The following is a 23706-nucleotide window of genomic DNA, read 5'->3' as shown; positions in this document are numbered from 1 at the left end:
TAAAAGAATGAGTCCGGATGCGGGGCATCCGGGCTCATTTACAATGGCTTGGGTCCCTCAGAGCAGGGATTTGACCTTGGCTGCCACCGCTTCGGCGGTGATGCCGAATTCCTTGTAGAGCGTGGGCGCGGGCGCGGAGGCCCCGAAATCGTGCATGCCGACAAAGCCGCCCTTTTCGCGGCGGCCGCGCTCGCCGTAGAGCCAGCGGTCCCAGCCGAAGCGGATCGCCGCCTCGACCGCGACGCGCACCGGGCCTGCGGGCAGGACGCGTTTGCGGTAGCTGTCGTCCTGTTCCTCGAAGAGTTCCCAGCACGGCATCGAGACAACGCGCGTGCCGATGCCCTCGGCTTGCAAGAGATCGCGCGCCTTCATGGCAATCTCGACCTCGGAGCCGGTGGCCATCAGGATCGCCTGGCGTTTGCCCTCTGCATCGGCCAGCACATAGGCGCCCTGGGCGGTCAGGTTCTTGGCCTTATGCTCGCGCCGCAGGGTGGGCAGGCCCTGACGGGTCAGCGACAAGACCGAGGGGGTTTCCTTGGAGGTCAGCGCCAGTTCCCAGGCTTCGGCGGTCTCGACCGTGTCGCAGGGGCGGAAGACCCAGGTGTTGGGCGTGGCGCGGCTGATCGCGAGATGTTCGATAGGCTGGTGGGTGGGTCCGTCCTCGCCCAGACCGATGCTGTCATGGGTCATGACGAACACGGTCGGGATCTTCATCAGCGCGGCCAGACGCATGGCGGGGCGGGCGTAATCGGTAAAGCACATGAAAGTGCCGCCATAGGGGCGGATGCCGCCATGCAGCGCCATGCCGTTCATAGCGGCGGCCATGCCATGTTCGCGGATGCCCCAGTGGATATAGCGGCCCTTGCGGTTGTCCACGTCAAAGACGGTCATGTCGCCTGAGCGGGTGTTGTTCGAGCCCGAGAGATTGGCAGAGCCGCCGACGGTCTCTTGCAGGATCGGGTTCACGACCTCGAGCACCATTTCCGAGGATTGGCGGGTGGCCACCTTTGGGGTCTCGGCGCTGATCTGCTTTTTGAGGGCGCGGATGCGCGCGCCAAGTTTCACCGGCACGTCGCGGTTGAAGATGCGGGCGATCTCGGCCTGACGCGCGGGCGAGGCCTCTGCCAGACGCTTGGCCCATGCGGCATGGGTTGCGGCGCCCCGTTGGCCGATTTTCTCCCATGCCGATTTCACATCTGCGGGGATTTCGAACGGGCCATAGGGCCAGCCATAGGCCTCTTTCGCGGCGGCAAGCTGATCGGCATTGGTCAGCGCGCCATGGCCCTTGGAGGTGTCCTGGGCCGCGTGGCCAAGGGCGATATGGGTCTTGCAGGCGATCATCGTAGGCTGGGCCGTGGTCTTGGCCTCGGTCAGGGCTGCGTCTATCGCCACCGGGTCATGCCCGTCGATTTCCAGCACATGCCAGCCGGAGGCGCGGAAGCGCGCCACCTGATCGGTGCGATCGGCCAGATCAACGGTGCCGTCGATGGTGATGTTGTTGTTGTCCCAGAGCACGATGAGGCGCGACAATTGGTGCCGTCCGGCCAGACCGATGGCCTCTTGGCTGACACCCTCCATGAGGCAGCCGTCACCGGCGATGACATAGGTATAGTGATCCATCAGTTTCGCGCCAAAGCGGGCGCGCAGCATCTCTTCGGCCATGGCAAAGCCCACGGCGTTGGAAATCCCCTGACCGAGCGGGCCGGTCGTGGTCTCGATGCCGGTGGCGTGGCCATATTCCGGGTGGCCTGCGGTTTTGGCCCCCCATTGGCGGAAATTGCGGATCTGCTCGATCGTCATGTCGGCATAGCCGGTCAGATGGAGCAGGGAATAAAGCAGCATCGAGCCATGCCCCGCTGAGAGGATAAAGCGGTCGCGGTCGGGCCAGTTGGGATTGCTGGGATCGAACTTCAGATGTTTCTCAAAGAGCACGGTCGCGACGTCGGCCATGCCCATGGGCATGCCGGAATGGCCGGAGTTGGCGGCGGCGACGGCGTCGAGGGTCAGCGCGCGGATGGCGGTGGCCTTGGACCAGTGATCGGGGTTGGCGGTGCGAAGGGCGGCGATGTCCACGGGGCGTGCATCCTTTGAATGGCGGTGTCTGACGGGTGTATCTGGGCGTTGCATACCAGCCCGGTCCAGAAGTTCAAGCGCGAGGCGGCTGAAGCGATGGATTGAGCGGGTTTGGGGGCGCATTTCGCTGATCCTTTCATTAGACTTGATCAAAACCCGCCCGGTGTGCGATTCGTGGGACAGCCGGGCAAAGAAGCGAGGACCCTCGAGGATGAGCCAGATAAACGAGTTGCAGGCACGGATCACCGCGGCGCTGGACCGCATCGCGCAGGGGCTGGAGGGGCGGCCCGCGGCCGCACCTGAAACCGCCGCCGATCCTGAAGAAGTATCGCGGCTGCGGGGGCAGTTGGAGGAAGAGCAACTAGCCAATGCACAGTTGCAGGAGCGGATCAAGGCGCTGCATGCCAAGCTGGACGCGGTGGAGGGGGCGCAGGCCGAAAGCCTGCGCAAGCTCGACGCGGATCTGCAGGCGCTGCGCAAGGCCAATCAGCAGTTGCGCGACAACAATCAGGCGCTGCGCGACGCGCAGGCGGCGGGCGTGGCCGAGCCGCATCTGATCAACAAGGCGATGATGGCCGAGTTGGAGGGGCTGCGCGCCGCGCGCGGTGCGGATCGGGGCGAGGTCGAGGCGGTGCTGGTCGCCTTGGGGCAGGTGATCGCCGAGGCGGGTGCCGCGCCGGAGCAGACAGAGAAAACGGAGACATCGGATGCCTGAGGTTCAGATCGAGATCGGGGGGCGCCGCTTCGAGGTGGCCTGTCAGGCGGGCGAGGAGCATTACCTCCATGCCGCCGCCAAGATGCTTGATGAGGAGGCCACCGTATTGGCGGCACAGATCGGGCGCATCCCCGAGCCGCGCATGTTGCTCATGGCGGGTCTGATGCTGGCCGACAAGACCGCAGGCCTGCAGGACAAGCTGCGCGAGGCCGAGGACCGGCTGGCGGAGAAGGAGGCGGAGTTGGATCAGCTGCGCACCGCACCCGCACCCGAGGCGCAGAGGATCGAGGTGCCGGTGGTGCCCAACGAGGTGGTCGAGACACTCGCCGAGATCGCCGCGCGGGCCGAGGCACTGGCCGAGACCGTGGACGGGGCACAGGCCGGGTGAGGGGCGCGGGGGCGCTGCGATGAAGCTCTGGCTTGGTCTGGTCCTGCTCGGGATCGTGGCGGGGATGGCTTATGTGCGGCTTGCGCCGAGCGATCCGGCGCGTTGGCACGTGATGCCCGAGAGCGCCGCGCCGGGCGATCTTGCGGGCGGGGCCGTGCGGGTGGTGCCGGGGGATCTCGCCGCGCTTGATGCCATCATCCGCGCCACGCCGCGCACGCAGGTTCTGGCCGGCGATGTGGCGCAGGGCATGATCACCTATGTCACGCGCTCGCGGCTCTTTGGCTTTCCCGACTATACCACGGTGCGGCAGGACGGCGAGACCCTCGAGATTTACGGGCGTCTGCGCTTTGGCAAGTCAGATCTGGGCGTCAACGCCGCCCGTATCGACGGCTGGTTGCAGCGATTGGGGCAGGCGGGAGGATAGGCATCCGTCCGTGATCTTGCGCCACATCGGCACGTTGAGCGACATCTGGCATTGCGCCATGAACATGTTGCCATCGACCTGAAGGCAGATCGTCTCGCCCATTTCGACGCGCGCGCCATTGCGGTCGGTGCAGTAGCATTCCACGGTCTTGCGCCCGATGGTGCCATCGGCGAGCGCCGGGGTGGCGCAGATCAGCAGGAGAGGCAAAAGCGCTTTCATAGGGCGATTCTAGCACAGGTGACGCCTCTTGACCAAGTCACAAGGATGGGACAGAGGATCATCCATGGTACCCTTGGACAGATTGCAACAGATCGCGGAGCGCTTTGACTTTGTCGAGGCGCAGATGATGCAGGGCGGTGGCGATATTGCCCGCCTCGGGCGCGAGTATTCGGAATTGCGGCCCGTGGTCGAGGAAATCCGCGCCTATCGGCAGGCGCTGGACGATCTGGAGGGCGCGCGCGCGATGCTGGGCGACCCTGAGATGCGCGATCTGGCGCGCGAAGAGGTGGCGGCGCTGGAGGCGCGGTTGCCGGAGATGGAGCAACGGCTGCAACTGGCGCTCTTGCCGCGCGACGAGGCGGATGCGCGACCGGCGATCCTGGAAATCCGGCCCGGCACAGGAGGGGAGGAGGCGGCGCTCTTTGCGGCCGACCTCATGCGCATGTATCAGCGCTATACGGAGGCGCGCGGCTGGAGCTTTGAGGTGATCGAGGAACAGCAGAGCGAATTGGGCGGTATCCGCGAATTGGTGGCACGGATCGGCGGCGACGGGGTCTTTGCCCGCCTTAAATACGAATCGGGGGTTCACCGGGTGCAGCGCGTGCCCGAGACCGAGAGTGGCGGGCGTATCCACACCTCTGCCGCCACGGTGGCGGTGCTGCCCGAGGCGGAGGATGTGGATATCCAGATCAACGCCAATGACCTGCGGATCGACACGATGCGCTCGTCCGGTGCGGGCGGTCAGCATGTCAACACCACCGATTCGGCGGTGCGGATCACGCATTTGCCCACCGGGATCGTGGTTACGAGTTCCGAGAAGTCGCAGCATCGCAACCGCGAGATTGCCATGCAGGTGCTCAAAACCCGGCTCTATGATCTGGAGCGCAACCGCGTTGACAGTGAACGCAGCGCCAATCGGGCGGCGCAGGTGGGCACCGGCGACCGGTCCGAGCGCATTCGCACCTATAATTTCCCGCAAGGGCGGATGACCGATCACCGGATCAACCTGACGCTCTACAAGTTGGAGCAGGTCTTGGGCGGGGACCTGGATGAGGTGATCGACGCGCTGACGGCGGATGCGCAGGCCACATTGCTGGCCGAGATGTCGTGACCCTGCGCGAGGCCCTGCTTGAGGCGGCGCGGCGGCTGGAGGCGGCGGGCATCGACGGGGCGGCGGGGGATGCGCGCGCGCTCTTGGCCGAGGCCGTGGGGATTGCGCGTGACCGGCTGACCTTGCATCTGGGCGATGATCTGGAGCCGGGGGCGGCTGAGCGGTTCGCGGCGCTGATCGCGCGGCGCGCGGCGCGGGAACCTGTGGCCAAGATCCTCGGGCGGCGGGAGTTCTGGGGTCGTGACTTTGCCGTGACGGCGGATGTGCTCGATCCGCGCCCCGAGACGGAGTGCCTGATCGCCGAAGCCTTGGCAGGGCCCAAGCCCTTGGCTTTGCTCGATCTTGGCACCGGAAGTGGCATTCTGGCGGTGACGCTCTTGGCGGAATGGCCCGAGGTGCGGGGCGTGGCCACGGACCTGTCAGACGCGGCGCTTGCGGTGGCGGCGCGCAATGCCGCGCGGAACGGGGTCGCGGCGCGGCTGGAGTTGATCCGGGCGGATTGGTTCGATGGCGTCACGGGGGTGTTTGATCTGATCGTGTCGAACCCGCCCTATATCGCGGCGACGGAAATGGCTGGGCTGATGCCCGAGGTGCGGGCGCACGATCCGCGCGGGGCGTTGACCGATGAGGCGGATGGGCTGAGCGCCTATCGCGCGATTGCGGGCGGGGCGGGCGTGCATCTGCACCCCGGTGGGCGGTTGATGGTCGAAATCGGCTGGACGCAGGGGCCAGAGGTGGCCGACATCCTGCGCGCGGCGGGATTCGAGGCGGTGGCTGTCCTGCCTGATCTGGAAGGGCGCGACCGGGTTGTCTGCGGGGTCTGGCCTGTGCGTTCACGCAGAAATGAGCCATAATCGGCTAGATTTGCGGAAATTTTCCGCTTTGCTCTTGTGCGACCGGGCGACGCGTGCTTATTGGTGTCCAGTCACGACGGAGGATGCCCATTCGGGCGGTCCCGCTTGACACCAAGCCAGAACATGTCCGATCCGGTTTTATTCGGCGCAAGGGGCGCCCATCGGGTCAAGCGAACATTTTGAGCATCAGGGCTGGACAGCACCATATGAGATCATCGAAGTCACGTCAGCGGAACAAGCCGAACCGCAACCGCACCGTCGGGAATGTCGTCAACCGTGTGTTTGACAGTTCCGGACCCGAAGGCAAGGTACGCGGCACGCCGCAGCAGATCATTGAGAAATACAACCAATTGGCGCGCGATGCGCAATTGGCGGGCGACAGGGTCGCAACCGAGAATTTCCAACAGCATGCGGAGCACTATCTGCGCCTGCTGAGCGAGGCGCAGAAAGAGCAGGATGCGCGCCGCGAGGAGCAGGAACGGTTCAACCGCGACCGCCAACAGGAGCGCGACCGCGACCGGCCAGAACGATCCGGTGGCCGCGAGAGCGACGAGGCTGAGCAGCCGGTGTCGCAGGATCCTGCCGCACAGACGCAGCCCGATGTGATCGGCGGCTATGACGACCGTGACATCGGTCTGGTCGAGACGCCCGAGAGCAAGCCGCAACCCGAGCCGTCGCGCCGCCGGGCGCATGCGCCCGAAAGGGGACCGCGCCGTGGACAGGACCGCGCGGGCGATGCGGGCTCTGCGCCGGAGCAGGGGGCTGAACCGGAGGCACAGGTGACGGCAGAGGCGAACCCTGCCTCCAGCCCCGAGGCCGAGGCCCCCAAGCGCCCCCGCAAGCCACGCGCCAAGCGTCCGCCCAAGGCCGAGAGTGGCAACGCTGGCGAGGCGGGTGGCGAGGTCGCAACCAAGGCGGCCGAGTGATCCGATCCGACAGCGCCTTGCGGGGCTGGTCGATATGAGTATCTGAATACCGATGAAGGAGGGGGCTTGCCAGTGGCGGGCCCCCTTGCATGACACCGAAGCGAGATTGCCGATGCCGAGTGACCGACCCCAGCCAGCCTTTGTGCTTGTGCGTCCGCAGATGGGCGAGAATATCGGGGCGGCAGCGCGGGCCATGTGGAACTTTGGCCTCGACCGGATGCGGATCGTGGCACCGCGCGATGGCTGGCCCAATCCCAAGGCAGATGCCATGGCAAGCGGGGCGGGGCGGCTTCTTGATGAGGCGCTGTTGGTTGCGGATACCGCGGGCGCGGTGGAAGATTGTACGTTTGTTCTGGCCACGACCGCGCGGGCGCGCGGGCTGACCAAGCCGGTCCTGAGCCCCGAGCGCGCCATGGTTCTGGCCGCCGAGAAGATCGCGGCGGGCGAGAAGGTCGCGGTGCTCTTTGGTCCCGAGCGTGCAGGGCTGGAAAATGACGACATCGCCCGCGCCAATGCGATCATCAACGTGCCGGTCAATCCGGTCTTTGCCAGCCTCAACCTAGCGCAATGCGTGCTCTTGGTGGCCTATGAGTGGCAGCGCGCGGCGGGCCAGGTCGTGCCCGAGCGGGTCGATCTGGCCAAGACCGACTGGGCCGCGCAGGTCGAGGTCGAGGCCTTGGCCGCGCATTACGAGGAGCGGCTGGAGGAGGCCGGGTTTTTCTTTCCCGAGCACAAGGCCGAGAGCATGAAGACCAACCTGCGCAACATGTGGAGCCGGATGCCGATGACGCGTGCCGATGTGCAGACCCTGCACGGGGTGATGCGGCAGATGGTCCGCTGGAAGGCGCGCGGTTGAAGCAGGCAGGGACGCGCCCTAGTGTTGCCGGGTGCGAACAGAAAGAGGCGTGAGCATGAGCGGAAAACGCAGCATTTTCGAAGAGGTGGGACAGACCGGGGCCGAGAAGCCCGTACCGCAGGGCGGCATGATCGACGCGGGCCGACGCGGTGCGCGGGGGGCGATCCGGCTCTGGCTCATGGTGCTCTTTGCGCTGGTGGCGGTGATGATCGCGGTGGGCGGGCTGACGCGGCTGACCGACAGCGGTCTCAGCATCACCGAATGGAAGCCGGTGACGGGCGCGCTGCCGCCGATGTCCGAAGCGCATTGGATGGAGGAATTCGACAAATACCGCGCCATTCCGCAATATGAGCTAATCAACAAGGGCATGACCCTTGCGGAGTTTCAATTCATCTATTGGTGGGAATGGGGCCACCGGCAATTGGGCCGGGTGATCGGGCTGGTCTGGGCCTTGGGCTTTTTCGGGTTTCTCGTCGCGCGGCAGATCCCCAAGGGCTGGAGCGGTCGGTTGCTGCTCTTGGGCGCTTTGGGCGGCACGCAAGGCGCTATCGGTTGGTGGATGGTATCCTCGGGTCTGACGGGCGAGATGGTGGCGGTGGCCTCTTACCGTCTGGCGACGCATCTGGGGTTGGCCTTTGTGATCCTTGGGGTGATCGCGTGGTTCGTGTTCCTGCTCGGGCGCGAGGAGCGCGAGCTGATGCAGGCGCGGCGCGGGCGCGAGGCCAAGCTCTTTAGCCTCTCGACCGGGCTCATGCATTTTGCGTTCCTGCAAATCCTGCTGGGGGCGCTGGTGGCGGGGATTGATGCGGGGCGCAGCTATACCGACTGGCCGCTGATGGCGGGGGGCTTTTTGCCGCCCGATATGATGGACTTGCAGCCCCTGTGGCGGAACTTCTTTGAGAACCCCGGCACGGTGCAGTTCATTCACCGGATGAGCGGCTATCTCTTGCTGGTCTTTGCCGTGGTGGTCTGGCTGCGTGGGCGCAAGAGCGCGCATGAGCGCACGCGGGGGGCCTTTACCGCTGCCTTTGCCGTGCTGCTGTTGCAGATCGTGTTGGGCATCATGACGGTGCTTTATATCGCGCCCTGGCAGTTGGCGATTGCGCATCAATTCGTGGCGGTGGTCCTCTGGGTGCTGATCCTGCGGGCGCGGTTCCTGAGCCAGTATCCGCGCGCCACCTCAATTCGGGGCACCTGAGCATGAGCGCCTATGACGATCTGATGGCGCGCGAGCGCGAGACGCAGGCCCTGGCGCAGGTGGCCGGGCGGCTGGGCTGGGATCAGGAAACCATGATGCCGCACGGGGCCGCCGACCAGCGGGCCGAGGAATCGGGCGCGATTCAGGCGGTGCTGCATGCGCGGCGGGTGGACCCGGCGCGCGGCGCGATGCTGGCTGAGGCGGAGTTGGAGGCCACCGCGCCCGTGGCGCGGGCGCAATTGCGCCACATCCGGCGCGATTACGAGCGCGCGGTCAAGGTGCCGGGCGATCTGGCGGTGGCGCTGGCCCGCCTCACGAGCCGGGCGCAGGGGCAGTGGGCCGAGGCGCGGGCGGCGGATGACTATGCCGCCTTTGCGCCTGTTCTGGCCGAGGTGGTGCGCCTCAAGCGCGAGGAAGCAGCGGCGCTGTCGACGGGCAGCGCGCTCTATGATGCGCTGCTCGAGGATTACGAGCCGGGGATGGGCGCGGACAAGCTTGATGCGATGTTCGCCGAGATGCGGCCGCGGCTGGTGGCGCTGCGTGGGGCGGCGCTGGATGTAGAGTGGCCCAAGCTGGAGGGCACATTCGATCGCACCGCGCAATTGGCGCTGTCGCGGGAATTGGCGCAGGTCTTTGGCTATGACCTGAACCGGGGGCGGCTTGATCTGGCGGTGCATCCGTTCAGTTCCGGCAGCGGGGATGATGTGCGCATCACCACGCGGGTGAGCGAGGCGGACCCGTTCAACTGTTTCTATTCCACCATCCACGAGGTCGGGCATGCCTGCTATGAGCAGGGGATCGACCCGGACTATCGCCTGACGCCCTTGGGTCAGGGGGTGTCGATGGGGGTGCATGAGAGCCAGAGCCGGATTTACGAGAACCAGTTGGGCCGGAGCCGGGCGTTTTGTGGCTGGCTCTATGGGCGGATGCGGGACGGGTTCGGCGATTTCGGTATTGCCGATGAAGAGACATTCTATCGCGCCGTGAACCGGGTGCATCGCGGCCATATCCGGACAGAAGCCGATGAGGTGCAATACAACCTGCATGTCATGCTGCGCTATGATCTGGAGCGGGCCTTGATCGCGGGGGATCTGGGCGTGGCCGATCTTGAGGCGGCGTGGAACGACCGTTTTGCTGCCGATTTCGGATATGCCGTAGATCGCGCCTCGCAGGGTGTGTTGCAGGATGTGCATTGGTCCGTGGGGCTGTTTGGCTATTTCCCGACCTATAGTCTGGGTAACCTCTATGCCGGATGCCTCTTTGCCGCCTTGCAAGAGGCGGTGCCAGAGCTTGAGGCGCAGTTGGCGCGGGGGAATTTGACCGCCGCGACGGCGTGGCTGCGCGCGGCTGTGCAGCGGCATGGCGGGCTATTCGAGCCGGCGGAGGTCATTGCGCGCGCCTGTGGCGCTGCCCCGACGGCGGGGCCGCTTCTGGATTATCTCGACCGGAAATTTGGTGACTTGGCGGGCTGAGGCCTATTGATTGACCGTTGCGTCGGGGCGGTCTTCGATCTGTTCGATCCACTGGGCCAGCACGCTGCGCAGGAGGGCCACATCGCGTGTCTCGATCGCCTCGGAGAGGGATTTCAGCGCCTTGGCGAGTTCGATTTCCGACAGATGCCCCTCTTGCGCACGCAGGATCTTGGGGTGCGGCGTGGTCAGCATGTCAGAGCCGATCAGCAGTTCCTCATAGAGCTTTTCGCCGGGGCGTAGGCCGGTGATCTGGATTTCAATGTCGCCATGGGGGTTCTGTTTATCGCGCACTGTCAGCCCTGAGCCTTCGATCATCTTGCGCGCCACGTCGCGCACGGCGATGGGTTTGCCCATGTCGAGCACAAAGACATCGCCGCCACGGGCAAAGGATCCGGCCAAGAGCACGAGGCGCGCGGCCTCGGGGATGGTCATGAAATAGCGGGTGACATCGGCATGGGTCAGCGTGACCGGTCCGCCGCGGGCAATCTGCTCGGCAAAGAGCGGGATGACCGAGCCGGACGATCCCAGCACATTGCCGAACCGCACCATGGAAAAGCGCGTGTTCTGGCTCCGGGTGGCGAGATCCTGCACGATCATTTCGGCAAAGCGTTTGGAGGCCCCCATCACGCTGACGGGGCGCACGGCCTTGTCCGTGGAGACGAGGATGAAGCGTTCGACGCCCGCGTCCCGTGCCGCCTGTGCCACGGTGCGCGTGCCGATGACATTGTTGCGCATCCCCTCGATGGCGTTGGATTCGACCATGGGCACATGTTTGTAGGCGGCGGCGTGGAGCACGATTTCCACCTTGCGCGAGCGCATGAGCACGTTGACGAGGGATTTTTCGCAGACCGAGCCCAGAACGGGCGAAATCCGCATCTCGGGTGCAAGGCTGCGCAATTCGCGCTCGATCTCGAACAGGGCATGTTCGGCATGATCAAGCAGGATCAGGTGTCCGGGATCATAGGCGATCAACTGGCGGCACAGCTCTGAGCCGATGGAGCCACCGGCGCCGGTGACAAGGATGCAGCGCCCCTTGTAGCTGTCGCGGGAGCCGGGCAATTTGTCCTCAAGCCCGTCGCGGCCCAAAAGCTCGTTCAGATCGACGGGGCGGCTTTGATAGAGGCTATGGGCGTCGTTGGAAATCAGATCGGCAAAAGAGGGCAGGGCGTGCACCTCGACCCCGTGTTCGGCGATGCGCCGCGTGAGCAGGGTGCGTTTGGCGGGGGGCGCGCTTGGCATGGCGAGGATCACGCGCTGAATGTCATAACGCTTTACAAGGTCCGGCAGATCGTCGGACTTGTAGACCTTGAGCCCGGCAATGGTCAGGGATTGCAGGCGCGGTTCGTCATCGACAAAGGCCATGGGCAATACGGCATCGTCGGTTGCCAGCGCCGTCGCAAGCTGTTGGCCGGTCTGACCGGCCCCGTAGATCAGCACCCGCAGGCGGCGATTGCCGTTGCGGTAGATGCGCAAGAGGGCGGTGCGCAGCACCAATCGCGAGGTTGCGGACAGGATGAGGAACATCATGCCGCAGACGATATAGACCGTGGCGGGGGCTGCGACGCTGGTGTCCAAGAGCGAGAAGGCAATCCCGCTGGCGGTGATGGCGAGCGCCACCCAGCCAGAGCTGAGCATGCCCTGCATCTCGTAGGATTTCAGTTTGACCTTGTGCAGGCCGAAATAGGTGGCGAGCGCCGCCGCGACGCACATCATCGCGAAGAGATCGTTGGAGGCAGCGACGAGATTGCCCGAAAGGGCTGTGGGCCCCATGAAGAGAACCACGGAAAAGACGTAGGACACAACGACGATCAGCATGTCCAGCGTCAGGAAAAACGCTTGTTTCTGGCCCTGCTTCAGTGAGGTGACGGTTTTGTACAGCACGGCACTAACCCCTGAGATCAAGTACGTCGAAATCAAATCTTTTGTATGCGTTCATGGCGTCTTAAGGAATGCCGATTAACAGCGTTTTGAAAAGCCGAGAGACGATTCTGAGCAATTTTTAGCCGATTGGTCTAAAATATATGCGATAGCGGTCGTCAGCCATTCGGATCAGCTGCGGTTGGCCCGGACTGTGCGCCGCCGGGAAAAGACGCGAATCACCGTTTGACAGATCAGGCGGATGTCGTAGCAGAGGCTCTGATGACGTGCCCAGATCAGGTCTAGCCGCGCCTTGCGCGGGATGCAGCGGGTGACATAGGTGGTCTCGCCGGTCTCGTGGTTGGTGCAGGCCGAGAGCAGTTTTTCTTCAGTGCGGTGGTAGACGAGCGTGGCCAGTCCCGTCACGCCGGGGCGTTTTTCCAGCACGTGGGCGTAGATGTCCGGGCAGCTTTCGACATAGCAGCGCAGCGGCGGGCGAGGACCGACAAAGCTCATGTCACCGCGCAAAACGTTGAGCAGTTGCGGCAGTTCATCAAGGCGGGTGGCGCGCAGGCGGCGGCCAAGCGGCGTGACTCGATGCTGCTTGTATCCCGTGGAGACGCCAGAATCGTTGGCCACCACGCGCATGGTGCGGAATTTCCACAGGCAAAACGGGGTATCGGGCGTCTTCATCCGTTCCGAGAGGTAGAACACGGGCCGCCCGTCGCAGATCGCGATCAAAAGCGCGATCACGACGATGAACGGTGACAAAAGCACGATCAGCAGCAGCGCGAATGCCACGTCAAAGGCCCTTTTGGCCGGGGTCATGCTGCCATCTCCAAACTGTGCCAGTCGTCGATCATCTGCTGTGCTGTCTGTTTCAGATACAGAAATGGAAGCAGAGCGGCAAGAGATGTGCCATCAAGGGTGACGGCCTGCACCGCATTTTCCGGGGCTTTTCGCCAGATCAGGGGGCGTCCGGCGGCGCGCGCGAGGCTTTCCATCGTCACGGGGACGGGGGCGGTCACGTTGAGCACGTCCGGCAGGCGGTCTGGGGAAAGCTCTGACAGCGCGCAGAGCACCTGCGCGAGGTCGCCCGGGGCGATATAGCTGCGCAAGGGGCCGGTGCCATCGGCGAAGCGGTCGAGCGACACCGCGCCATCAGCGGCGCGCAGGGCCGAGGCGAGGCTATCGGCCCCTACGACATTGGCCAACCGCAGGCAGCAATGGCGCGTCTCGCCGGGAGGCAGGGCGCGCACCGCCGTCTCCATCGCCAGCTTGGCCTGGCCATAGGCATTGGCGGGCTGGGGTGGGTCGGCTTCTGTCAGGGTGGTGCCGGGGCCGTAGACGGCGGCAGAGGAGAGGTGAAGCATGCGCCGTGCACCGCAGGCCCGCGCCAGTTCCGCCCCGTGTTGCACGAGCGCGACATTGGCCGAGAGATCCTCTGGCGTGCCTGTGACCTGTCCCCAAAGGGCGATCACCGTGTCGCAACGGGGCAGATTGGGCGGCAGCACCCCGCCCGGAGACCACAGGATATCCGCCGGTTCCCGACGCGCCAGCCACAGGGGGCGAGGGCCGGTCGTGGCCGGCCAGGCCGCCCGCAGCAGCGTTCCGAGACGGCCAGTGGCACCGGTGATCAGCGCGGTCGGGTCATGGCGTATTTCGGCCAGCATGCGGCTTTGCCTGTCGTTGATGGGCAGATTCCGATTGTCTAGCACGGCAGGACCGGGGTAGGAACCGATGCAATGCCAGAGGAACCGGGGAGTCGGAGAGTGACGCGCACAATCAGGATTATCCTCGGAATGATGATGATTGCTGCGGTGGCGGCGTGCAGTCTGCCCCGGGGTGCCGCCCTGCAAAGCGAGGTTCTGGCCGAAAAGGACAACAAGGCACCGACTTTTCAGGTGGTCGAGGTCACGCGCCGCTCGACCCCGGCGCTGGCGCTCTGGCCTGCGTCGGGCTGGAAGGGCAGTTACCATTGGCTGACCGCCAGCCGTGGCCCGGATTCGTCGACCATCCAGACGGGTGACAGGCTCAATGTCATCGTCTGGGACAATCAGGAAAATTCCTTGCTGGCCAGCGAGGCGTCGCGCTCGACCCCTGTCGCGGGGCTGACGGTTTCGCCTTCGGGCACGGTGTTCATGCCCTATATCGGTGAGATCAACCTGCGTGGCATGACCGAATCCGAGGCGCGCGCCACGTTGCAGGAGCGGATGCTGGAGATCGCGCCATCGGCGCAGGTGCAGTTGAACGTCGAGCCGGGGCGCAACAATGCCGTCGATGTGGTGGGAGGTGTGGCCGCACCTGGCAACTATCCGCTTGAGTCGCGCAACACGCGCATTCTGAGCGTGTTGGCGAGCGCGGGCGGCATTTCGCCCGCAATGGTCAATCCGCTGGTAATACTGCAGCGGGGCGGGCAGGTGTATGAGACGCGGGCGGAGAGCCTATATGCCGAGCCGGCGCGCAATGCGCTGGTGCGGGGCGGGGATCAGATCGTCGTGACCGAGGATGACCGCACGTTCAACGTGCTGGGGGCCGCGGGCAGCCAGAAAGTGATCGCCTTTGAGGATGAGCAGGTCACGGCGATGGAGGCGGTCTCGATGATGGGCGGCCTGAGTGCTGCGCGCGCGGATCCCAAGGGGCTGTTGGTGCTGCGTGAATATGAGCGGCATCATATCAACCCCGACAAGCCCGGCCCCGAGATGCGGCAGGTGATTTTCTCGCTGGATTTCACCAATGCGGATGGTCTCTTTGCGGCGCGGCAGTTTCAGATCAATCCGGGCGACACGCTGCTTGCGACCGAATCGCCGGTCACACGCGTGCAGACCATTCTTGGCCTCTTTGGCACGGTGGTGGGCTTTGCCTCGACCGCGAACAACGTCGCGAACTAAGCCGGGCGGCTGAGACAAGCGGGCGGATAGGCGGGGGACGCTGTCCCCCGGACCCCCTGAGGTATTTTTGGCCAGATGAAGCCGGGCTCAGATGAGGGACATGCGGTCGACCCGTTCGGCATCGGGGAAGGGGCGATAGAGGGCAAAGCGCGCCTGCGCGATCTGGGCATGCACGCGGTCATGCAGCACGGTTGTCACCTCGTCCTGCGCGCCGGTCAGTCGAAAAGCGCGGTCAAGCTGGGCCAGATCATCGACCTCGATTTCAAGCAGGAAATCACCATAGGCATCGGCGGCGAGATTAAGTTTGCGCCGCAATAGGCGCCAGCGGCCGATGGTGCCGTGGTGGTGCAGATGCGAGAGCCAGGCATCGAGAGCGGCGGCAAAAGCCAGTGCCTTGGCATCCTGCCTGAGGTCGATCATGCAGCAATAGAGGTTCATCGGCGGGCATCCGGCGCAAGGGGTCACGCGTCCATTTTGCGCCGGAAGAGTTTAGGTTGGGTTAAGCGGCGCGGGCCCGGTCAGATATTCACAAAGATATTGTCGACGGCGTCCTCATCCCGGTCGGCAGGGCGATGCGTGATCGTGGCCGCGGCGAGGGCGCTGCGGATTTCCTGCTGAACGGGGCGTTTTGGTGCCGGTTGCGGCGTGATGCGGCGCGGGCTAATGGCCCTTTGGGCCATGGCGCGGCGCAGGCGGGCGCGGTGGGCCAGCACCGAGGCCCGGCGCAGCGCGCCGGGGCCGAGCGTGAGATAGGTGAGCAACACCGCCGTCGCCAAGGTCAGGTCGCGCCAGAAGGCCGAGAGGCTCTCGGGGGTGACGGTGATGAGGTTTTGCACGAGGCTGGAGCAGAAGACCAAGAGTGCGAGGCTCAGCGCCGCAAGGCGCAGGTGCAGCCCGGCCATCAGGGCCGCGCTAAGGCAAAAGAGCAGCGTCGAGCCGATCAAATCCGCCGCCGCATGGGGCATGAGGGCGGCAAAGAGCGTGGCCGCATCAAGCCCGGAGACGAGATCAAGCGAGAGCGCGAGGAAATACGAACCGATCACGATCCGGATCAGGTTGAGACCGGTTTGGTCCATGCTGGCGCTGGTGGGCTTGGCCATGAGACAATCCGCAGTGAGAGGTGCCGGGAACCGAAGGAGACAAATACAACCATGCCGCGAGGCGACTAGGGTATCATCATGGAAAATCCGGCGAAAATGCGGCCGGAGCGTGATGATACCCTGTCGCGGGGGCGCTGGTTCAGCCTTCGGCGGTCTCGTCCTCTTCGGCCTGCTCGGCGATCCAGGCCACGGAAACCACCTCTTCGCCGGTGCCGGTGTTGAACACCTTGACCCCGCCTGCGCTGCGCGAGCGGAAGGAGATGCCATCGACCGGCACGCGGATCGATTGGCCCTTGGAAGTGGCGAGCATGATCTGGTCTTCGAGTGTGACCGGGAAGGAGGCCACTACGGCACCGCCGCGCATGGATTTGTCCATGGCCTGCACGCCCATGCCGCCGCGCCCGCGCACCGGGTAGTCATGGCTTGAGCTGAGTTTGCCGGTGCCGCGCGCGGTGATGGTCAGGATCAGGTTCTCGGCAGCCTGCATTTCCTCGAACCGCTCGGTGCTGAGGGCGGCGTCGGCATTGCCTTCGTCCTCGCCAGTGCCGTCGTCCTCGGCCCCTGCCAGTTGGCGGCGCATCTTGAGATAGGCGGCGCGGTCGTCGGCGGAGGCGTCGAAATGGCGGATCACGGACATCGACACCACGCGGTCATCGCCCAAGAGGCGGATGCCACGGACGCCGGTCGATTTGCGGCCCTTGAAGACGCGCACCTCGGTTGTCGGGAAGCGGATGGCGCGACCGGAGTCCGTCACCAGCATCACGTCATCCTCGGGGCCGCAGATGCGCGCGTTGACCAATTCCACGCCCTCGGGCAGGTCCATCGCGATCTTGCCGTTGCGCATGACATTGGTGAAATCCGACAGCGCATTGCGCCGCACATCGCCTGCAGAGGTGGCAAAGACGATTTGCAGGTCTTCCCAATCTTCTTCGGGGCGGTCGACGGGCATGATAGCCGCGATGGAGACCCCGGTGGGAATAGGCAGGATGTTGACGATCGCCTTGCCCTTGGACGTGCGGCCGCCGAGTGGCAAGCGCCAAGTCTTGAGCTTGTAAACCATGCCGGAGGTGGTGAAGAACAAAAGCTGCGTGTGGGTATTGGCCACAAAGAGCGTGGTGACGACATCCTCGTCCTTGGTGGCCATGCCCGACAGACCCTTGCCGCCGCGTTTTTGGGCGCGGAAATCGGCCAGGGCCGTGCGTTTGATGTAGCCGCCGCTTGTGACGGTCACGACCATATCCTCGCGCTCGATGAGGTCTTCGTCCTCCATGTCGCCGGACCAGTCCACAATCTCGGTGCGGCGGGGGACGGCGAAGAGTTCACGCACTTCGCGCAGCTCGTCGGAAATGATCTGCATGATCCGCTCGCGGCTGGCGAGGATGGCGAGATATTCCTTGATCTTGCCTGCGAGGTCCTGGAGTTCGTCGGTGACCTCCTTGACGCCCAGTTGTGTGAGGCGTTGCAGGCGCAGATCGAGAATGGCGCGGGCCTGAACCTCGGACAGGTTATAGGTGCCGTCCTCGTTGGCGCGGTGGCTGGGGTCGTCGATCAGCGCGATATAGGGCAGGATGTCACCTGCGGGCCAGCGCCGTTCCATCAGTTTTTGCCGGGCCTCGGCAGCATCCATGGAGCCACGGATGGTGGCGACCACCTCGTCGACATTGGAGACCGCGACCGCCAGACCGCAGAGCAAATGCGCGCGCTCGCGCGCCTTGCGCAAATCATAGGCGGTGCGGCGCGCGACCACCTCTTCGCGGAAGGTGATGAAGAGCGAGAGGAACCGGTGCAGCGTCAACTGCTCTGGCTTGCCACCATTGAGGGCCAGCATGTTGCAGCCGAAATAGGTCTGCATCGGGGTAAAGCGATAGAGTTGATTGAGCACGACCTCGGCGGTGGCGTCGCGTTTGAGCTCGATCACCACGCGCACGCCGTTGCGGTCGCTCTCGTCCTGCACATGGCTGATACCCTCGATCCGCTTGTCGCGGGCGGCCTCGGCGATCTTTTCGATCATCGTGGCCTTGTTCACCTGATAGGGAATCTGGTCGATGACGATGGCAAAGCGGTCCTTGCGGATTTCCTCGACGCGGGTCTTGGCGCGGATGATGACAGAGCCGCGCCCCTCAAGATACGCCTTGCGCGCGCCGGACCGCCCGAGCATGAGACCGCCGGTGGGGAAATCGGGGCCGGGGATATACTGGATCAGATCCTCGCTCTCGAGATCGGGGTTGTCGATCAGCGCCAGCGTGGCATCGACCACCTCTCCCAGATTGTGCGGGGGTATATTGGTGGCCATGCCGACGGCGATGCCGCCTGCGCCATTCACCAGCATGTTGGGAAAGCGGGCGGGCAGGACGGTGGGCTCTCGGTCCTTGCCGTCGTAGTTGTCCTGAAAATTGACGGTCTCTTTTTCAATATCGGCCAAGAGATAGGCGGCCGGTTTGTCCATCCGCACCTCGGTATAGCGCATGGCCGCCGCGTTATCGCCATCCATCGAGCCGAAATTGCCCTGACCATCGAGGAGGGGCAGGGACATCGAGAAATCCTGCGCCATGCGGACCAGCGCGTCATAGATCGCGGAATCGCCGTGCGGATGATATTTGCCCATCACATCGCCCACGGCGCGAGCGGATTTGCGGTAGGGTTTATCGTGGGTATTGCCGCTCTCGTGCATGGCATAGAGGATGCGGCGATGCACGGGTTTGAGGCCGTCGCGCAGATCGGGAATCGCGCGGCTTACGATCACGCTCATGGCGTAATCGAGATAGGAAGTTTTCATCTCATGGGTGATCGAGACGGAGGGGCCGCTGTGGCTGGGCCGCTCTGGCGGGGTTTCATCCATGTTTTCAGGGGGTTGGGGCGTATCGCTCACGTTTGGGACCGTCCTGTGATCATTCTCTATATCTTGTTGAAAGGACTATATCAGAGGCAGGATATAGGGTGCAATGGGGCTGGGGAATTGCCTTTGTCAGCCGGGCAAGCAGAGTGCTAATATACTGTTTTAATTGAAAAGTAATTTATTTCTGGCACCATGATCCTGTCAGGCAGTGACAGGAGAGACACATGCAGATGTCTGAGACGGAAATGATGCTCAAGGGATATGGGCTGACGACGGCGGAATTCTTCTACCGGATGCCCGATTTTCGCAACGTACTGAACAGTTACCTTTGGCAGGATTATGATCTGGCACCGGATCATCCCAAGCTTTTTGGTTTTATCGAATTCTGGCAGCGCGAGCTAGAAGGCCCGCTGCATTCGGTGCGTTTCACCCATCGCAAGCTGATCGCGCCGGGGGAGTGGCGCAATGTGGTGGGCGAATTCACGCTGCATTGAGGGCATATTGACGCCGCGGGCGGTTGAAGCGCCCGCAGGTCCGTGATTTTGTCGTGGGTTCTCGTTTCCGGTCTGGAGGATCGCCCGATGACAGCCCCGCAGATGATGATTCTCGGCGTGCTTGCGCTGACCATGGGTCTGTTTTTGTGGGGGCAGCTGCGGCATGACGTGGTGGCGTTGGCCGCGCTCATGGCCTGCGTCGTGACAGGGCTGGTGCCCGCCGCAGAGGCCTTTGCCGGGTTTGGCCATCCGGCGGTGATCACTGTGGCTTGCGTGCTGGTGCTGAGCCAAGGTTTGCAAAATACCGGCGCGGTCGATGCGCTGGCGCGGGCGGTGCTGCCGCGTGAGGCGGGGCGCTTTGTCAGCATGGCGGCGCTCTTGAGTCTTGGGGCGATGTTGTCGGGGTTCATGAACAATGTTGGGGCGATGGCGCTCTTGATGCCGGTGGCGGTGCAACTGGCCCATCGGCTTGAGATGCCGCCGGGGCAGGTTTTGATGCCTTTGGCCTTTGGCACCATTCTGGGGGGCATGACGACGCTGGTCGGCACGCCGCCCAATCTGATTGTCTCGGGCTTTCGCGAAGAGGCTGGGCGCGGCGCCTTTGAGATGTTCGATTTCGCGCCGATTGGCGTGGCAGTGGCGGTTCTGGGCGTGGTGGCCATTGCCGTGATCGGCTGGCGTTTGGTGCCCACGCGCAAGCCGGCGGGCGCGTCGGAGTTCGATGCGGGGGCCTATATGACCGAGGTGCGGGTGAGCGAGCGCAGCAAGGCCATCGGGCTGACGCTGCGGGCCTTCGAGCGGGAGGTTGAAAGCTCTGATGCGCAGGTGGTGGCGCTGGTGCGCAATGAGGTGCGCCTCTTGGCCCCGCATGGCGGGCGGCGCATTCGCGCAGGTGATGTGCTGGTGCTGGAGGCGGATGTCGAGGCGGTGGCCGAAACGCTGTCGGTGTTCGATTTGACGCTGGAGGAGGCTGTCAAACGCGCCAAGGATGCAGCACCGGAGGAGGAAGAGGCGGAGGACGGCGAGGAGGCCAAGTCGAGAGAAGAGCGCGATACGGTGCTGCGCGAGGTGGCGGTGCTGCCTGCATCGTCGATTGTCGGCTTGTCGGCCAGCGACCTGCACCTGCGCACGCGCTATGGTCTGAATCTCTTGGCGGTGGCAAGGGCCGGGCAGGCCCCGCGGGCGCGATTGCGCTCGGTCAAGCTGCGCTCGGGTGATCTGCTCTTGATGCAAGGACCGGCGGAGTCGTTGTCGGATTTCATGCATGACACGGGCTGTGTGCCGCTGGGCGCGCGCGATTTGCGCCTGCCAAGCCGTCGGATGGCGCTCACGGCGGCGGCGATCATGGGCATGGCGATCCTGTTGGTCACGTTTGGGGTGCTGCCAGCGGCGGCGAGCTTTGCTTTGGCGGTGCTGGCCTCGATGTTGTTTCGCACGGTGCCTCCGCGAGAGGTCTACACGGCGATTGACTGGCCGGTGATCGTTCTTTTGGCCGCGCTCATTCCCGTGGCTGGGGCGATGCAGGCCACGGGCGCAGCCGGGGTTCTGGCGGAGTTTCTGGTGGCAGAGGTGGCGCGAGGGCAGGCGGTGGCGGCGCTGGCGGTGATCCTGATCACCACGATGTTTCTGTCGGATGTGATGAACAACGCCGCGACTGCCGCCGTGATGTGCCCCATCGCGCTGAGCATTGCGGGCACGCTGGGCGTCAGCCCGGACAGTTTTCTGATGGCGGTGGCCATTGGCGCGTCTTGTGCGTTTCTCACACCCATCGGGCATCAGAACAACACGCTTATTCTCGGGCCGGGCGGGTTTCGGTTTGGCGATTACTGGCGGCTCGGATTGCCGCTGGAAGTTCTGGTGGTGGCGGTCAGCCTGCCGCTCTTGCTGATCGTCTGGCCGCTCTGACGCCGCAGCGCCCTAGGGCGTGCGGCGTCGAGATAGAGGGTATCAGGGGATGATACGGGTATATTTCATGCCTTCGAGCGAGACGCCCGCCAAGGCCCCGGCCTGACCGAAGATCACAGCGATAACCGGGCTGGAGGAGGTGGTCGTGTCGGCGCGAAGGTTCTCGCCCCGGTCATTGAACACATATTCGACATCGGCACCGGCCGCCCAACCGGAGGAGCGGCGGAATTTCTCAAGCGCATCGGGGGTCATGAAAAAGAGCACATGTGCGAATTGCTGCGCGCCGATCTGAAGACCGACGCTGCCCTTGGTGGCGGAATAGTAATCGACCGTGACATTGTTGATGCGCAGCGCGCCGCGGCCAAAGCCGCCGCCGACGAGAAAGCCTGCCTCGGTCACGACCGGCATGATGAGCATGCCGTTGGATTTAGCCGCAAGATCGCGCGTGTTGGGATAGCGGGAATACATCTGGTTCAGCGTGGCATCGACACGGGCGTCGATGGTGGCCGCGCCGGAACTGCCCACGCCATTGCCGCAGGCCGCAAGGAGCGGCGTGCCAGCCATAAGGCCGAGGGTAAAGGTGCGTCTGGTCAGAATGCTCATGGGATTGCCTGTCTGTTGCCTCGTTTCGGGCCGGTCTTTTGTCTCATACCGGTCTGACACTCAGTATAGGGGCAAGCAACGCTGGTGTCACCATGGATTGCGGTCATGCGCGGGATACTGCGCGCGAGCGCTACCCTCTGAACAAGAGCCGCGCCACTTCGGGCGCGAAATAGGTCAGCACCCCGTCACAACCGGCGCGTTTAAAGCACATCAGGCTTTCCAGCATGGCGCGCTCGCCGTCAATCCAGCCGTTTTGCGCGGCGGCCATGATCATCGCGTATTCGCCCGAGACCTGATAGGCAAAGGTGGGTGCACCAAAGGTTTCCTTGGCCCGCCGGCAGATGTCGAGATAAGGCATCCCCGGCTTGACCATCACCATATCGGCCCCCTCGCTGAGGTCACGCTCGATCAGGCGCAGGGCCTCGTCGGTATTGGCGGGGTTCATCTGATAGGTTTTCTTGTCGCCCTTGAGCGCGTTTGCCGCGCCCACCGCATCGCGGAACGGGCCGTAGAAGGCAGAGGCGTATTTGGCGGCATAGGACATGATCATCACATTGGGATAGCCATGCGCCTCTAGCGCCGTGCGGATCGCGCCCACGCGCCCGTCCATCATGTCGGACGGCCCGATGATGTCGACGCCTGCCTCGGCCTGAGACAGCGCCTGTTTCACAAGCGCCTCGACGGTGGCGTCATTCACGATCTCGCCCTCCACGACAAAGCCGTCGTGGCCGGTGTCGGAATAGGGATCGAGAGCGACATCGGTCATCACGGTGATGCCGGGCACGGCGGCCTTGATCGCGCGGGTGGCGCGGTTGCTGAGGTTCTCTGGATTCCACGCCTCGGCGCAATCGGCGGTGCGGTTCTCGGATGAGGTATAGGGAAAGAGGCAAATGGCCGGGATGCCCAGATCGGCGGCCTCTTGGGCGGCGGCGACCATGCGGTCGATGGAGCGGCGCATGACACCGGGCATGGAGGGCACCGGTTCTTCGATCCCGTCGCCGTCGCGCACGAAAAGCGGCCAGATCAGATCGCCCGCTGTCAGCGTATTCTCGGCCACGAGGGCGCGGATGCTGGGGGTTGCGCGGGTGCGGCGCAGGCGGGTGGCGGGAAAGGCGGCTTGGGTCGGGCGCATGGGCGGTCTTTCTGGCTGGATCAACCCTGACTGAGTGGCATGGAAATTCGCGCATCTCAAGGGTAGGAATTGCCGCGCACCGGCGCTAAGAGAGGCGACGATGCGGCAAGAGGGGCGCGGATTTGGACTTGTACGACACGGTTTTCGAGTTGATCGACATGCGGTCATTCAGCAACCTCTGGTTCTGGATCGCCTTGGCGGTCACATGGTCCTCGGCAAGTCATTGGGTGATGGGTGTGCCATGGGACATGGCCATTCGTGCCCGCAAGGGCCGCAGCGCGCAGGCGATGACGGATTTCGAGGATATGGTGCGGATCAATATCAACCGCTTGCTCTATCTGGTGCAGGAATCCGGGTTGTTGATGGCGGGGATCACGGCGTTCATTCTGACCACGCTCGTGTTGCTGGGTTTCGTTTATCACAACGAATTCGCTCAGGCGTTGTTCTTGCTCGGCTTTCCGCTTTTGTTGGTCTGGGGCTTGTCCGTGCGGATGGCGCAGCGCATCGCGGTGCAGGGGTGGACGGGGGCCGCGTTGATCAAGCGGTTGCAGACCCATCGCCTGATTATTCAGGTGATCGGCATGGTGTCGATTTTCGTGACCGCCATGTGGGGCATGTATCAGAACATGAACGCCAATATTCTGGGATGACA

The 23706-nt window shown here is 64.1% G+C and carries 23 protein-coding genes; 13 read left to right on the top strand and 10 right to left on the bottom strand.

What is annotated here, in order from left to right:
• Nucleotides 1-57 precede the first annotated feature (57 nt).
• On the bottom strand, nucleotides 58-2073 hold the full coding sequence (tkt, locus tag AACZ65_RS06880) for a transketolase (protein ID WP_339669240.1): 2016 nt from the start codon (nucleotides 2071-2073) through the stop codon (nucleotides 58-60).
• A gap of 211 nt (nucleotides 2074-2284) precedes the next feature.
• Between tkt and AACZ65_RS06875 the strand changes: the two genes are divergently transcribed.
• The 3 genes from AACZ65_RS06875 to AACZ65_RS06865 are packed head-to-tail and all read left to right on the top strand — an operon-like array spanning nucleotide 2285 to nucleotide 3600.
• Nucleotides 2285-2788 (top strand): hypothetical protein, encoded by a 504-nt coding sequence (locus AACZ65_RS06875; RefSeq protein WP_339669238.1) that lies wholly within the window; start codon nucleotides 2285-2287, stop codon nucleotides 2786-2788.
• Nucleotides 2781-3176, top strand: coding sequence for a cell division protein ZapA (locus AACZ65_RS06870; protein ID WP_339669236.1), 396 nt, complete (start codon nucleotides 2781-2783; stop codon nucleotides 3174-3176). Before AACZ65_RS06875 ends, AACZ65_RS06870 begins: the two co-directional genes overlap by 8 nt.
• A 19-nt stretch (nucleotides 3177-3195) precedes the next feature.
• The gene (locus tag AACZ65_RS06865; protein ID WP_339669233.1) at nucleotides 3196-3600 is read left to right on the top strand and encodes a DUF1499 domain-containing protein; all 405 of its coding nucleotides are present in this window, start codon (nucleotides 3196-3198) and stop codon (nucleotides 3598-3600) included.
• Here the strand turns inward: AACZ65_RS06865 and AACZ65_RS06860 are convergent.
• Nucleotides 3532-3819, bottom strand: coding sequence for a hypothetical protein (locus AACZ65_RS06860; RefSeq protein WP_297542661.1), 288 nt, complete (start codon nucleotides 3817-3819; stop codon nucleotides 3532-3534). The two genes, AACZ65_RS06865 and AACZ65_RS06860, sit on opposite strands and share 69 nt — an antisense overlap.
• Nucleotides 3820-3883: 64 nt before the next feature.
• Here AACZ65_RS06860 and prfA point away from each other — a divergent pair, with 64 nt between their 5' ends.
• The 6 genes from prfA (at nucleotide 3884) to AACZ65_RS06830 (ending at nucleotide 10236) form a co-directional block, all read left to right on the top strand.
• The gene (prfA, locus tag AACZ65_RS06855; protein WP_339669225.1) at nucleotides 3884-4930 is read left to right on the top strand and encodes a peptide chain release factor 1; all 1047 of its coding nucleotides are present in this window, start codon (nucleotides 3884-3886) and stop codon (nucleotides 4928-4930) included.
• Nucleotides 4927-5784 (top strand): peptide chain release factor N(5)-glutamine methyltransferase, encoded by an 858-nt coding sequence (gene prmC / locus AACZ65_RS06850; RefSeq protein ID WP_339669222.1) that lies wholly within the window; start codon nucleotides 4927-4929, stop codon nucleotides 5782-5784. Before prfA ends, prmC begins: the two co-directional genes overlap by 4 nt.
• A 206-nt stretch (nucleotides 5785-5990) precedes the next feature.
• Nucleotides 5991-6710 carry a DUF4167 domain-containing protein gene (locus AACZ65_RS06845; protein ID WP_339669219.1) on the top strand — a complete coding sequence of 240 codons (720 nt, stop codon included), beginning with the start codon at nucleotides 5991-5993 and terminating at the stop codon, nucleotides 6708-6710.
• A 112-nt stretch (nucleotides 6711-6822) separates the two neighbouring features.
• Nucleotides 6823-7566 carry an RNA methyltransferase gene (locus tag AACZ65_RS06840; RefSeq protein ID WP_339669216.1) on the top strand — a complete coding sequence of 248 codons (744 nt, stop codon included), beginning with the start codon at nucleotides 6823-6825 and terminating at the stop codon, nucleotides 7564-7566.
• A 55-nt stretch (nucleotides 7567-7621) separates the two neighbouring features.
• Complete coding sequence (gene ctaA, locus AACZ65_RS06835; RefSeq protein ID WP_339669213.1) at nucleotides 7622-8764, top strand: heme A synthase; 1143 nt, start codon at nucleotides 7622-7624, stop codon at nucleotides 8762-8764.
• A 2-nt stretch (nucleotides 8765-8766) separates the two neighbouring features.
• On the top strand, nucleotides 8767-10236 hold the full coding sequence (locus AACZ65_RS06830; RefSeq protein ID WP_339669211.1) for a carboxypeptidase M32: 1470 nt from the start codon (nucleotides 8767-8769) through the stop codon (nucleotides 10234-10236).
• A gap of 3 nt (nucleotides 10237-10239) precedes the next feature.
• Here AACZ65_RS06830 and AACZ65_RS06825 read toward each other — a convergent pair whose 3' ends face one another.
• From AACZ65_RS06825 to AACZ65_RS06815, 3 genes are all read right to left on the bottom strand, one after another.
• On the bottom strand, nucleotides 10240-12117 hold the full coding sequence (locus AACZ65_RS06825; protein WP_339669209.1) for a nucleoside-diphosphate sugar epimerase/dehydratase: 1878 nt from the start codon (nucleotides 12115-12117) through the stop codon (nucleotides 10240-10242).
• A 168-nt stretch (nucleotides 12118-12285) separates the two neighbouring features.
• The gene (locus AACZ65_RS06820) at nucleotides 12286-12921 is read right to left on the bottom strand and encodes a sugar transferase (protein ID WP_339669206.1); all 636 of its coding nucleotides are present in this window, start codon (nucleotides 12919-12921) and stop codon (nucleotides 12286-12288) included.
• On the bottom strand, nucleotides 12918-13766 hold the full coding sequence (locus AACZ65_RS06815) for an SDR family oxidoreductase (RefSeq protein ID WP_339669203.1): 849 nt from the start codon (nucleotides 13764-13766) through the stop codon (nucleotides 12918-12920). The genes AACZ65_RS06820 and AACZ65_RS06815 overlap by 4 nt, the downstream gene beginning before the upstream one ends.
• Before the next feature lie 99 nt (nucleotides 13767-13865).
• On the opposite strand from AACZ65_RS06815, the gene AACZ65_RS06810 reads away from it, so the two are divergent.
• On the top strand, nucleotides 13866-14984 hold the full coding sequence (locus AACZ65_RS06810) for a polysaccharide biosynthesis/export family protein (protein ID WP_339669200.1): 1119 nt from the start codon (nucleotides 13866-13868) through the stop codon (nucleotides 14982-14984).
• Between the two features lie 87 nt (nucleotides 14985-15071).
• On the opposite strand, the gene AACZ65_RS06805 is transcribed toward AACZ65_RS06810, so the two are convergent.
• The 3 genes from AACZ65_RS06805 to gyrA form a co-directional block, all read right to left on the bottom strand.
• Nucleotides 15072-15422, bottom strand: coding sequence for a DUF6614 family protein (locus tag AACZ65_RS06805; protein WP_339669197.1), 351 nt, complete (start codon nucleotides 15420-15422; stop codon nucleotides 15072-15074).
• Between the two features lie 80 nt (nucleotides 15423-15502).
• On the bottom strand, nucleotides 15503-16084 hold the full coding sequence (locus AACZ65_RS06800; protein WP_339669194.1) for a hypothetical protein: 582 nt from the start codon (nucleotides 16082-16084) through the stop codon (nucleotides 15503-15505).
• 139 nt (nucleotides 16085-16223) lie between these two features.
• On the bottom strand, nucleotides 16224-18923 hold the full coding sequence (gene gyrA, locus AACZ65_RS06795) for a DNA gyrase subunit A (RefSeq protein WP_339669497.1): 2700 nt from the start codon (nucleotides 18921-18923) through the stop codon (nucleotides 16224-16226).
• 221 nt (nucleotides 18924-19144) lie between these two features.
• Between gyrA and AACZ65_RS06790 the strand changes: the two genes are divergently transcribed.
• Both AACZ65_RS06790 and AACZ65_RS06785 read left to right on the top strand, forming a co-directional pair.
• Complete coding sequence (locus AACZ65_RS06790; protein ID WP_037269335.1) at nucleotides 19145-19414, top strand: usg protein; 270 nt, start codon at nucleotides 19145-19147, stop codon at nucleotides 19412-19414.
• An 87-nt stretch (nucleotides 19415-19501) separates the two neighbouring features.
• Entirely contained in the window at nucleotides 19502-21319 is a 1818-nt protein-coding gene (locus AACZ65_RS06785; protein WP_339669190.1) for an SLC13 family permease, read from the top strand.
• A 42-nt stretch (nucleotides 21320-21361) separates the two neighbouring features.
• Here AACZ65_RS06785 and AACZ65_RS06780 read toward each other — a convergent pair whose 3' ends face one another.
• Entirely contained in the window at nucleotides 21362-21922 is a 561-nt protein-coding gene (locus AACZ65_RS06780) for a YSC84-related protein (protein ID WP_037269339.1), read from the bottom strand.
• Between the two features lie 130 nt (nucleotides 21923-22052).
• Nucleotides 22053-23054 (bottom strand): porphobilinogen synthase, encoded by a 1002-nt coding sequence (gene hemB / locus AACZ65_RS06775; protein WP_339669186.1) that lies wholly within the window; start codon nucleotides 23052-23054, stop codon nucleotides 22053-22055.
• Nucleotides 23055-23176: 122 nt separating this feature from the next.
• On the opposite strand from hemB, the gene AACZ65_RS06770 reads away from it, so the two are divergent.
• Complete coding sequence (locus tag AACZ65_RS06770) at nucleotides 23177-23704, top strand: component of SufBCD complex (protein WP_339669183.1); 528 nt, start codon at nucleotides 23177-23179, stop codon at nucleotides 23702-23704.
• Nucleotides 23705-23706 lie beyond the last annotated feature (2 nt).

The sequence above is a fragment of the uncultured Roseovarius sp. genome (assembly GCF_963972555.1).
Lineage (GTDB): Bacteria > Pseudomonadota > Alphaproteobacteria > Rhodobacterales > Rhodobacteraceae > Roseovarius > Roseovarius mucosus.
This window is presented reverse-complemented; position numbering and strand designations above follow the sequence as displayed.